Genomic DNA, 9,828 nt, shown 5'->3' with positions numbered 1-9,828 from the left:
CGCCGATACTGGTGGCGGGTGGTTTCGGTCCAGGCCATCGTGGTCTCCATCGAAGCTTCGCAACTCCGACAGAATCACAACGAACTGAAATCACCCAACTTCTTTTTCGTTCAGGCTCTTAGAACGGGCGGCGGGGACGCGGATATCATATCTGCGAACTTTTTCAGCCCGATTGGCTCGACCTTTCCATATTCTGAAAGGTTATCGAGCCAGACCTCATCCATATCCTCTATATCGACAAAGAAGGTTTTTCCTTGCAGGACCGGGTCGTTGAAAAACAAGCTCGAAATATGAAGATCAGATAAGCTGCACCCAACAGCGATAACGCAGTCTGCAAGTTCTATATCGTTACGAAATCGAGCGAACCAGCCAGAGCTGGATTGAAGCGTGTTGTATGATTGATTTCCGAGCACCAGAGAATTAGACGCCATGTTTCCTGAGTGCAGCTCTCCATGAAGGTGAATATACTGCATGGCGCCGTCTGTACTGCGGATCGGCGAATCATAGTTTAAGCTGGTGATAGACTTAAATCGTTGGCTATAGATCTTTTCAACTACGTTGTCGTAATTTAAGGTGTAGGCTCTGCGCCACGGCAACATGCAAACCCGCTCTTGATCGGGCGTTACCGATTCCGCAGAGAATGTCTCTGAAAGGTACGCGGTAAGGGCTAACTCTCCTTTGGCTTTTTCAAATCGCGAGGCGACTACAGCCAGCGGATATTTATCAGGCAGCCCCAGTTCTGCTGCCAGGAGTGTCGCTAGCTGACCTCCGGTCGGGAGATTCCGGTGGACTTTATTTTTGCTGGGGCAGGAGAACCCCGCTCCTAAAAGCAGGATCGAGTTGCCCTGTTGGACCAACTGAATTGCTTCCGAAAGCTCCATAATTTTCCCGCCCCGCTTGTTTGGCGCTACCATACCGTTTACCCACCCTAGGTCCAGCACCTTCATCCACTGATTTCCTACCGCAATCCTTACAACCGCCCCTTCCTGAACCGCTCCTGCGCCTCCGCCTGCGCCTCCTTGCGCCACCGCTTCGGCGCTGACGCGTCCACATCCTGTCCATCCCCGGTCAGGATCTCGTTGGCGAACTCCAGGTCGAGCAGTTTCAGCTTCTTGATCTCGTCGCGGAGACGGCCGGCCTCCTCGAACTCCAGATTGCTGGCGGCCTCGCGCATCTTGCCCTCCATGTCGCGCAGCGTGGCCTGGAAGTTGTTGCCGACGAACGGGCGGCTCTCCTCCTTGACGCCCGTGGGGACCAGGACGCGGTCCTTCTCATAGGGGCTGGCCAGGATCTCCTTGATGTCGCGCTTGACGCTCTCGGGCGTGATGCCGTGTTCGAGGTTGTAGGCCTCCTGGCGCTCGCGGCGGCGGTTGGTCTCGGCCATGGCGCGCTCCATCGAGCCGGTGACCCGGTCGGCATAGAGGATGACGCGGCCGTCGACGTTGCGGGCCGCGCGGCCGATGGTCTGGATCAGGGAGGTCTCGGAGCGCAGGAAGCCCTCCTTGTCGGCGTCGAGGATGGCGACCAGGCCGCACTCGGGGATGTCGAGCCCCTCGCGCAGAAGGTTGATGCCGATCAGGACGTCGAAGGAGCCCAGGCGCAGGTCGCGGATGATCTCGATCCGCTCCATCGTGTCGACGTCGGAGTGCATGTAGCGCACGCGCACGCCCTGTTCGTGCATGTACTCCGTCAGGTCCTCGGCCATCTTCTTGGTCAGGACGGTGACCAGGGAGCGGTAGCCCTGGCGGGCCACGGCCTTGACCTCGTCGATGACGTCGTCGACCTGATTTCGCGTTTGCCCCGACACCGGTCGAATTTCGACCGGGGGGTCGATCAGGCCGGTCGGGCGGATGACCTGTTCGACGAAGACGCCGCCGGTCTGTTCCATCTCCCACGGGCCGGGGGTGGCCGAGACGTGCACCGTCTGGGGCCGCATCGCCTCCCATTCGTCGAACTTCAGCGGGCGGTTGTCGATGCAGGAGGGCAGGCGGAAGCCGTATTCGGCCAGGGTCGATTTGCGGCGATAGTCGCCCCGGAACATGCCGTTGATCTGGCCGATGGTGACGTGGCTCTCGTCCACGAACAGCAGGGCGTTGTCGGGGATGTATTCGAAGAAGGTCGGCGGAGGTTCGCCGGGGCTGCGGCCGGTCAGCCAGCGGCTGTAGTTCTCGATGCCGGCGCAGGAGCCGGTCGCCTCCATCATCTCCAGGTCGAAGCGCACGCGTTGCTCCAGCCGCTGGGCCTCCAGCAATTTGCCGTTCTCGATCATCCAGTCGAGCGTCTCCTTGAGCTCGGCCTTGATGCCGCCGAGCGCCTGGTTCAGCGTCGGGCGCGGGGTGACGTAGTGGCTGGCGGCATAGACGGTGACCTCCTTCAGCTCGGCGGTCTTCTTGCCGGTCAGGGGGTCGAACTCGGCGATCGACTCGATCTCGTCGCCGAACAGGCTGACGCGCCAGGCCCGGTCGTCGAGGTGGACGGGGAAGATCTCGACCGTGTCGCCGCGTTTCCTGAACATGCCGCGGTCGAAGGCGACGTCGTTGCGCTTGTACTGCAGGGCGATCAGGTCGGCGCGCAGCTTGGACTCGTCGATCTGGTCCCCGACCTTCAGGTCGAAGGTCATGGCGGTATAGGTCTCGACCGACCCGATGCCGTAGATGCAGCTGACGCTCGCCACCACGATCACATCGTCCCGCTCCAGGATCGACCGCGTCGCCGAGTGGCGCATCCGGTCGATCTGCTCGTTTATACTTGAGTCTTTCTCAATATAGGTGTCTGTTCGTGGAACATAGGCCTCAGGCTGGTAGTAATCGTAGTAACTTACAAAGTATTCAACCGCATTGTCCGGGAAGAAAGACTTAAATTCAGAGTAAAGCTGGGCCGCCAGGGTCTTGTTGGGGGCCAGGATCAGGGCCGGGCGCTGGGTCGCCTCGATGACCTTGGCCATGGTGAAGGTCTTGCCCGAGCCGGTGACGCCCAGCAGCACCTGATCGCGGTCGCCCTGGGCCGCTTGGGACACCAGTTCGGCGATGGCGGCGGGCTGGTCGCCGGCGGGAGTGTAAGCGGTCTCCAGCCGGAAGCGGTTGTTCTGTCGGCCCTTGAGTGACTTCGACGGGCGGTCGGGACGGTGCGGGACCCAGTCGCCGGGCGAGGTCGGCGCCTCCTCCGGCGTCAGGCGCGGGCCGGTGACCGGCGTAAACATCGGCATAGTCTTCATCGCCTTCGGGAGAGGCGTCCTGTCGTCGCGCAGGAAGGCCGACGGCGCTTCCGCCACGCCCTGGTTCGGGATGTGGACGGGCTTCTTGATGACGGGCGCCGAGCCCTTGGGGGTCGAAGAACGGTTCATGAACGGAACTTAGTGCGCGAGGGGAGATGTCGCCAGTCAAGGCGCGGGCGGCCGATGCGGATGCTGCCAGCAGGCTGTCAGCAGAATCGGGCGGCGAATCCTGTCAGGTTCGGGTCATGCCCGGAACGTCACGCCTCGCGGTCGCCCTTCTGCTCGTCGTCCTGTCCGGCTGTGGCCGTCTGATCCCCAACACCGTCCCGCCGTCGGGCTACACGCCCTACGCTCCGGAGCCGAACCCCGGGCCGTCGGTCTATGTCGCGCCTGGAGCCGGAGTGATCGATCAGCCGATCGACAGTGGGACGCTCGGCCGCGTGCAGCGGGCGACGCAGACCCCGGCGCAGTGCGAGGCGGAGCTGGAGGCGGCGCGGGTGACGTTCAGTCCGACGCCGGACCGGGTGAACTCCGAAACCTGCGGCCTGACGGCGGCGGGGGTGCTGGGGCCGGACATGGGGACGACAGCCCGGATGGCGCCGTCCGATGTCACCATGACCTGCGCCCTGGCGGCGGCGGTCAGCGTCTGGCGGCGTCAGTCAGTGGAACCGGCGGCGCGCGAACTGCTCGGCTCGGACGTGGTCGAGATCGACCACATGGGGGTCTATGCCTGCCGGGGCGTGCGGAACGACTCAGGGGAAACATCGCGGGCCAGCGCCCATTCGCGGGCGGCGGCGCTGGATTTCAGCGGTGTGCGGTTGAGAGACGGGCGCCGGATCACCGTGGCGGGCGACTGGGCCGCCGGCACGCCCGAGGCGCGCTTCCTGCACCGTATCCGCGACGAGGGCTGCCAGGTCTTCGGCACCGTCCTCAGCCCCGACTACAATGCCGTGCATCACGATCACCTGCACCTGGAGGCGGAGCAGGGGCGGCTGTGTCGTTGACCTCAGCCCGGCGCGGGATCGTGGCGGGCGGCGTCCGGATCGATGCGGATGTTGGCGACGTGGCGTAGCTGCAGGCCGTCGTCCCGTCCCGAGAAGACCAGGGTCATGCGGTTGGTTTCCGCCACGACCGTTTGCCCCGACGGCGTGGTGTAGTCGCCCAGCACCCAGCGGGCGACGCAGACCCGGAACTCCGGCGCGGTCTCGACGACGCTGTCCACGCCCAGAAGGGTCAGGGGCACATCATGGAACATGATGGCAAAGAGACCTCGTGCGCATGGATCACGGCGGGCAGGCCCTTCCAGTGCATCCCGACGACGTTGATCCAGTGCAGATCGGGGGCGGCGCGGGCGTACATGGCGGCGACGTCGTTGGCGTTCCAGGCTGCGGCGTGCTGATCCAGCCAGGCGTGGATATCGGCGTGGCTGTCGGCGGAGGGCTGGGCGAGGGCGGTCATGGCGGTTCCTGCGACAGGAAGGGAAAACAGGCCGAGAAGGGCGTGGCGGCGGTGCATGATGCCATTTCCGTTCGGACGGAACCCACTCAGCCACGCGCCCGCCCGGGCGGGCTAGGAAGGATCGGTCATGTGCGGATGATCGGAAGCGGCGAGGCGAATCCGCCGGGGGCGGTTCCGGCGAAGGCATGGAAGTCCCGCTGGAGATGGGACTGGTCAAAATAGCCGTGCTCCTGGGCCAGGGCGGCCCATTTGCGGGACGGGTCGCGATCTCGATCCGCCACCATCGCGTCGAACCGCACGATGCGGGCATAGAGTTTCGGCGGGACCCCGACCTGGGCGGTGAAGCGTCGATGGAACTGGCGTTCGCCCAGCCCCGCGCGTTCGGCCAGGACGTCGATGCGGACCGCGCCGCGCATCCGGCGCAGGATGTCCGCCGCCTGATCGACCGCATCGCGAGGGCGCGCGGTCTGCATGCACACCGACAGCCAGGCTTCGGCGGCGGCGACACGGCCCTCGAACCCGGATGCGGCCTCGACCACGGCCCTGAGCTCCGAAAGTCTCGATCCGCCCACCCGGTCCGCAGCATGGGCGGCATCCGCCATCTCCTCCATGGGCAGCCCCAGCAGCCGGTTGAGGCCTCCGGTCTGAAACTGGATATTGAAGGCGCAGATCTCGCCACGCATCAGCAGATCGGTATGGCGCCGGGTCTGGGGCCCCACGATCACGGCGTCCGGCGCCGCTGCGAACCCGGACCCCACATCGGCCCAGTAGGGCGTGGCCGTATAGATCTCGATGAAGGCGTTCGGACGCGCAGTCAGTGGCGTCACCACCCCCGGGCCGGACAGGAGGCCTGTCCTTTCCTGGTAGCCGCGCACGACGCCGCGAAGGCGGGCGGCGGCGGCCTGACGACGATAGACCAGCATGACGACAGCCTAGCCGAAAGAGGTGTCGCCGATCCAGCGGCGGGCCGCCTGGCCGGTGAACTCCACGGACCCGGTTTCCGCGCCGTGAATGCGAAAAAGCCCCGCACGCTGGAGCGTGCGAGGCCTTCATGGTCTTTGCGGCCTGGGCTCGGCCCGGAACGGATGCGGGTTCGGTCTAGCGCCGAACGCGCGCCTGGACCTCGAGCTCGCCGATGCGGCGGTCCAGATAGGCCGTGTCGTCGCTGGACGGGCGGGTGCGCGAATACGCCGCCTCGAGTCGGGTCAGGTCCTCGAACTGGACCCGGATGGCGTCCTGCTGGCCGCGCGGCAGGGTGTAGAGGACGCGTTCGATGGCGCTCAGGCGATCGCGCGGAGTCTGCTGCCAGCCGCCGCCGTTGCCGTAGTTTCCGCCCGGGACGCGGGCGTCGATGGTGTCGAGGCGGGCCTCGATATCCTGGCGCTCGCGGGCGCTGAGACCGTCGCGCTGGAAGCCGGCCTCGACCGAAACGATGGCCGCGTAATCGCTGCGCAGGCGCGTGGCGTCGGTGCGGGTCAGCGTGCGGGCGCGCACGGCGGCGTCAACGCGAGCTTCGAAGTCCGCCCGGCCGTCGGCGGCAGACTGGTAGCCGCCGATGTCGTCGCCGTAGCCGCCGTCCTCGAGCGCTGAGGTCAGGGCGTTGTAGCGGGTGGTCAGGTCCTGACGCTCCTGGGTCGTGAAGCGCCCGTCCTGGCCGTAGCGGGCCTCCAGCTGCACCAGAGCGTCATAGTCCGTGCGAATTCGATCGGCGGACCAGGAAGACAGTGAGCCTGAGCGGACCTGGGCGTCCAGGCGGCTGTTGAAGGTGGTCTGCTGGGCGCCGAGCGCGCGACGCCCACGGCTCCATTCGGCGTCGATCGAACCGGACGTCTGACCACCAAACAGGTTCTGCAGGATCTGGCCGAAGACTTCCTGGCCGGTCGGCTGCTGTGAGCCGGACTGGCCATAGGGCGTCTGGGCCTGGGCGAGAGGGGCCATCGAGATAACGGCGGCGCCGGCCGCGATGGCCGTAAAGGTCTTGATCGAATTCATGGGGGTGCTCTCCGGCGGTTTCGCCTGCCTACGGTCAGCAGAACGGCGTGCGGCGGTTAAGGTTGCCGTGCGGCTCATCCGCCGCGATACGACAGGCGCCATGGCCGCCCGCGTGCTAGGGGTCCGGGCATGACCGATCAGCCCGACCAGACCTCAACGCCCTCGACCGACGGTCCGGTGGGAGAGACGCCGGCGCAGAAGGCCTTGCGGCTCAAGACCGCGAAGCTGGACGCCCGGCCGAAGCCGCCGCGCGGCGGGCGCTTCCAGCGCGAACAGGCGGCCGGGGTCACGCCGGGCGCCAACCGCCCCTGGACGCATAAATAGGCCTTTCGCCGGTTCTCAATACTGTCCGATTCCCGCGAGACTCCCGTGGCGAAGCGCGCCATGGTCGGAGGAACAAAAGGAGATCATCGATGTCGGCTTGCGAGACCTTCCACGCCCTCCATGGTTCCGGCCTGCTGATCCTGCCCAACGCCTGGGACGCGGCCTCGACCGCCCTGTCGATTGCGGCAGGGGCGAAGGCGGTGGCGACGACCAGCGCGGGCGTGGCCTGGGCGCTGGGCTGGCCGGACGGAGCGACGCCGCCGGAGGCTGAGTTGCTGGGCACCTTGGCGCGGATGATCCGGGTGGCGGGCGTGGTTCCGGTCAGCGCGGACGTCGAGGGCGGCTTCTCCGACGAGCCGAAGGGGGCCGCGGCCTTCGTGCGGCGGACCTGGGAGACCGGCGCGGTCGGGATCAACATCGAGGACGCGGACGGGACGGCGGAGGCGCTGGCCGACAAGATCGCGGCGGTGCGCGGGTCGGTAGGCCCTGAGCTTTTCATCAACGCCCGCTGCGACCTGTGGCTGAGAGGGATCGGACCGGTCGAGGCGCGGCTGCAGGAAGCGGTCAGGCGGGCGGCGCTGTACCGCGCGGCCGGGGCCGACGGCCTGTTCATGCCGGGCGTGACGGATGCGGACACGATCACGGCCCTGGTGGATCTGGGCCTGCCGCTGAACCTGCCGGCGCGGCCGGCGCTCCCGGATGCGAAGGGGCTGGAGGCGCTGGGCGTGCGGCGGCTGAGCGCGGGGTCGAACCTCTCCGCAGCGGCCTATGCGACGGCGGACCGGCTGACGCGCGGTTTCCTGGCGGACGGGGATTCGAATCCGCAGGCTGCGGAAGCGATGGACTATGGCGCGCTGAACGCCCTGATGCAGCCGTGAGGCTGATCGCGTCCGGGATCGCCTCGCCGATCGGCGTGCTGGCGCTCGCGGTTGACGAGGCCGGCCGGTTGAGGGGCGTGTCATCCGGTGACGGGCTCAGGCGGGCGATGGGGCGGGAGTATCCGGGCGCGGCGATGGACGCGGGCGAGGCGCCGCAAGCGATAGCGCGCCCGCTGGCCGACTATTTCGACGGTGACCTGCAGGCCTTGATGCGGATCGACTGGTCGCTGGATGGAGCGGCTGCGGGTGACGGATTTCAGGCCCGGGTCTGGCGCGCCCTGTGGGAGGCGCCGGTCGGCCAGACGATGTCCTACGGCGAGATGGCGCGGCGGGCCGGGGAGCCGGGCGCGGCCCAGGCGGCGGGGGCGGCCCTGAACCGGAACCCGATCCCGCTGGTGCTGGCCTGCCACCGGGTCGTGGGCGCCGATGGAGCGATGGTCGGGTTCGGTGGCGGGCTGGAGCGCAAGACCTGGCTTTTGCGCCACGAGGGGGCGCTGCTGATCTGACCGCTTGACGCCGTGTAACCTATAGGTGATATGTAACCCCAAGGTGACATGAACCAGAGACGGAGATGACGGCGATGGACGACAGGGAGATGCGGAAGGAAGCGCGGGCGCGGCGCAGGAAGTTCGCCACCGCCCTGGCGACGATCGTGCTGGGCGCGATGATGTCGGGGTTCGGGTTCGTCATGGGGTCGCAACGCACGGGCGACGCGGCCACGGGATGGGGCGTGCTGGCCGGGGTCGGCGTCGGCCTGGCCTTGGGCGGAGCGATCCTGGCCTGGATTCTGCGGCCGGGCGCCAACGGCTGGCGCAGCGAGACCGAGCCCCTGAAGCGTGACCGGCTGCAGGCGCAGCGGGTGCGCCAGCTGTGGATTTTCCCATTGGTGACCCTGGCCCTCCTCGTACAGTCGACGCTGGCGATGCAGGACATTCTGGCAGGTGAAGGGAGTTTTGGGGACTATGTCAGTGCGCCCCTGCCGGTAATCTATGCGTGGCTGATCGCCTCGATCACGATGGGCTGGGATCATCAGACCCGCGCCAACAAGCGTTTCCTGGAAGACGAGCTGACCGGGGTGCTGCGGGCGCGGGCGATCGCCGCGGCCTTTGTGGTCCTGATGGTCGGAGCGACCGTCGCCTTCGGCCTCGGCTTGTGGCGGCCTGAGACGGGGATCGCAGCCCTGCCCCTCGTGCTGGCCGGCGCCGGAGCTACGGCCGGCATCCGCTTCGCCTGGCTCGATCGGGAGTTCGGCAAGGATGGGTGACGCCCGACTCGGGTCTCGCCTCAAGGAAATCCGCACTGCCGCCGGCCTGACCCAGGCTGAACTGGCCGAGCGGGCGGGGGTGTCGCGCAAGACGATCAACACGGTCGAGAACGGGGTCTTCGTCCCCTCGACCCTGCTCGCGCTGGAACTGGCGCGGGCGCTCGGAACGACGGTCGAAGGGCTGTTCTTCCTGACGGAGTAGCTGGGGTCGATCAGCTGTCTACCTTTACGGGGCCCGTCGTCAGGCGGGCCCTGTTCCAGGTCCGCGTCGCGCTTGACTCCCTCACACAGTATGTCGCATACACTGTGTGTCACACACTATGTGACGTGAGGAACGGGCCGCGTGGCGATCGACATCGAACTCTTCGAGAGCATGCGGCTGGAGCTGCGGCGCGGGTCGCTGGTGCTGGCGGTGCTCGCCTGCCTGCGGACCGAGCGCTACGGCTACACCCTGCGTCAGGCCCTGGCCGCCGACGGGCTGGAGATGGAGGAATCGACCCTCTATCCGCTGCTCCGCCGACTGGAGTCGCAGGGGCTGCTGCTGAGCGAATGGCGCGAGGAGGAGAAGCGGAAAAAGCGCTTCTACGTCCTGTCGCCGATGGGCGTGGCGATGCTGGAACGGCTCGCTGGCGAATGGCGGGGCATCAATGCCTCGCTCGACAAGATTCTCTGACATTTCAGGACTGAGGGGCAAGGCC

At 66.7% G+C, this 9,828-nt stretch carries 13 protein-coding genes; 7 read left to right on the top strand and 6 right to left on the bottom strand.

Annotated features, from left to right (window positions below; all coding sequences use genetic code 11):
- Positions 1-110 precede the first annotated feature (110 nt).
- Entirely contained in the window at positions 111-947 is an 837-nt protein-coding gene (locus ACP7AB_RS01690; protein WP_425988258.1) for an SIR2 family protein, read from the bottom strand.
- A 23-nt stretch (positions 948-970) separates the two neighbouring features.
- Positions 971-3,343 (bottom strand): excinuclease ABC subunit UvrB, encoded by a 2,373-nt coding sequence (uvrB, locus tag ACP7AB_RS01685; protein WP_425988257.1) that lies wholly within the window; start codon positions 3,341-3,343, stop codon positions 971-973.
- A gap of 116 nt (positions 3,344-3,459) precedes the next feature.
- Between uvrB and ACP7AB_RS01680 the strand changes: the two genes are divergently transcribed.
- Positions 3,460-4,218, top strand: a complete 759-nt coding sequence (locus tag ACP7AB_RS01680; RefSeq protein WP_425988255.1) for an extensin family protein — start codon at positions 3,460-3,462, stop codon at positions 4,216-4,218.
- A 2-nt stretch (positions 4,219-4,220) separates the two neighbouring features.
- On the opposite strand, the gene ACP7AB_RS01675 is transcribed toward ACP7AB_RS01680, so the two are convergent.
- The 4 genes from ACP7AB_RS01675 to ACP7AB_RS01660 all read right to left on the bottom strand — a co-directional run bounded on the left by ACP7AB_RS01675 (position 4,221) and on the right by ACP7AB_RS01660 (position 6,664).
- Positions 4,221-4,469, bottom strand: a complete 249-nt coding sequence (locus ACP7AB_RS01675; protein ID WP_425988253.1) for a hypothetical protein — start codon at positions 4,467-4,469, stop codon at positions 4,221-4,223.
- Positions 4,448-4,672: a hypothetical protein gene (locus ACP7AB_RS01670; RefSeq protein WP_425988251.1), complete on the bottom strand. Its 225-nt coding sequence runs from the start codon at positions 4,670-4,672 to the stop codon at positions 4,448-4,450. Before ACP7AB_RS01670 ends, ACP7AB_RS01675 begins: the two co-directional genes overlap by 22 nt.
- Positions 4,673-4,797: 125 nt before the next feature.
- Positions 4,798-5,595, bottom strand: a complete 798-nt coding sequence (locus tag ACP7AB_RS01665) for a helix-turn-helix domain-containing protein (RefSeq protein ID WP_425988249.1) — start codon at positions 5,593-5,595, stop codon at positions 4,798-4,800.
- Positions 5,596-5,770: 175 nt separating this feature from the next.
- Positions 5,771-6,664, bottom strand: coding sequence for a hypothetical protein (locus ACP7AB_RS01660; protein WP_425988247.1), 894 nt, complete (start codon positions 6,662-6,664; stop codon positions 5,771-5,773).
- 129 nt (positions 6,665-6,793) lie between these two features.
- Here ACP7AB_RS01660 and ACP7AB_RS01655 point away from each other — a divergent pair, with 129 nt between their 5' ends.
- From ACP7AB_RS01655 to ACP7AB_RS01630, 6 genes are all read left to right on the top strand, one after another.
- Positions 6,794-6,988: a hypothetical protein gene (locus ACP7AB_RS01655; RefSeq protein ID WP_303696511.1), complete on the top strand. Its 195-nt coding sequence runs from the start codon at positions 6,794-6,796 to the stop codon at positions 6,986-6,988.
- 89 nt (positions 6,989-7,077) lie between these two features.
- The gene (locus ACP7AB_RS01650; protein ID WP_425988244.1) at positions 7,078-7,866 is read left to right on the top strand and encodes an isocitrate lyase/PEP mutase family protein; all 789 of its coding nucleotides are present in this window, start codon (positions 7,078-7,080) and stop codon (positions 7,864-7,866) included.
- Positions 7,863-8,372, top strand: coding sequence for a methylated-DNA--[protein]-cysteine S-methyltransferase (locus ACP7AB_RS01645; protein ID WP_425988241.1), 510 nt, complete (start codon positions 7,863-7,865; stop codon positions 8,370-8,372). Before ACP7AB_RS01650 ends, ACP7AB_RS01645 begins: the two co-directional genes overlap by 4 nt.
- Before the next feature lie 65 nt (positions 8,373-8,437).
- A complete protein-coding gene (locus ACP7AB_RS01640; RefSeq protein ID WP_425988238.1) occupies positions 8,438-9,130 on the top strand; it encodes a hypothetical protein in 693 nt (230 codons plus the stop codon).
- Positions 9,123-9,332, top strand: coding sequence for a helix-turn-helix transcriptional regulator (locus tag ACP7AB_RS01635; RefSeq protein WP_425988236.1), 210 nt, complete (start codon positions 9,123-9,125; stop codon positions 9,330-9,332). The genes ACP7AB_RS01640 and ACP7AB_RS01635 overlap by 8 nt, the downstream gene beginning before the upstream one ends.
- 171 nt (positions 9,333-9,503) lie before the next feature.
- The gene (locus tag ACP7AB_RS01630; RefSeq protein ID WP_425988287.1) at positions 9,504-9,803 is read left to right on the top strand and encodes a PadR family transcriptional regulator; all 300 of its coding nucleotides are present in this window, start codon (positions 9,504-9,506) and stop codon (positions 9,801-9,803) included.
- Positions 9,804-9,828 lie beyond the last annotated feature (25 nt).

The sequence above is a fragment of the Brevundimonas sp. TWP3-1-2b1 genome (genome assembly GCF_049896165.1).
Taxonomy (GTDB): domain Bacteria; phylum Pseudomonadota; class Alphaproteobacteria; order Caulobacterales; family Caulobacteraceae; genus Brevundimonas; species Brevundimonas subvibrioides_B.
This window is presented reverse-complemented; position numbering and strand designations above follow the sequence as displayed.

Bases quoted from the DNA above. Each gene is read 5' to 3' on its own strand.
- ACP7AB_RS01690 (WP_425988258.1), bottom strand. From the start codon at position 947: ATGAAGGTGCTGGACCTAGGGTGGGTAAACGGTATGGTAGCGCCAAAC.
- uvrB (WP_425988257.1), bottom strand. From the start codon at position 3,343: ATGAACCGTTCTTCGACCCCCAAGGGCTCGGCGCCCGTCATCAAGAAG.
- ACP7AB_RS01680 (WP_425988255.1), top strand. From the start codon at position 3,460: ATGCCCGGAACGTCACGCCTCGCGGTCGCCCTTCTGCTCGTCGTCCTG.
- ACP7AB_RS01675 (WP_425988253.1), bottom strand. From the start codon at position 4,469: ATGTTCCATGATGTGCCCCTGACCCTTCTGGGCGTGGACAGCGTCGTC.
- ACP7AB_RS01670 (WP_425988251.1), bottom strand. From the start codon at position 4,672: ATGACCGCCCTCGCCCAGCCCTCCGCCGACAGCCACGCCGATATCCAC.
- ACP7AB_RS01665 (WP_425988249.1), bottom strand. From the start codon at position 5,595: ATGCTGGTCTATCGTCGTCAGGCCGCCGCCGCCCGCCTTCGCGGCGTC.
- ACP7AB_RS01660 (WP_425988247.1), bottom strand. From the start codon at position 6,664: ATGAATTCGATCAAGACCTTTACGGCCATCGCGGCCGGCGCCGCCGTT.
- ACP7AB_RS01655 (WP_303696511.1), top strand. From the start codon at position 6,794: ATGACCGATCAGCCCGACCAGACCTCAACGCCCTCGACCGACGGTCCG.
- ACP7AB_RS01650 (WP_425988244.1), top strand. From the start codon at position 7,078: ATGTCGGCTTGCGAGACCTTCCACGCCCTCCATGGTTCCGGCCTGCTG.
- ACP7AB_RS01640 (WP_425988238.1), top strand. From the start codon at position 8,438: ATGACGGCGATGGACGACAGGGAGATGCGGAAGGAAGCGCGGGCGCGG.
- ACP7AB_RS01635 (WP_425988236.1), top strand. From the start codon at position 9,123: ATGGGTGACGCCCGACTCGGGTCTCGCCTCAAGGAAATCCGCACTGCC.
- ACP7AB_RS01630 (WP_425988287.1), top strand. From the start codon at position 9,504: ATGCGGCTGGAGCTGCGGCGCGGGTCGCTGGTGCTGGCGGTGCTCGCC.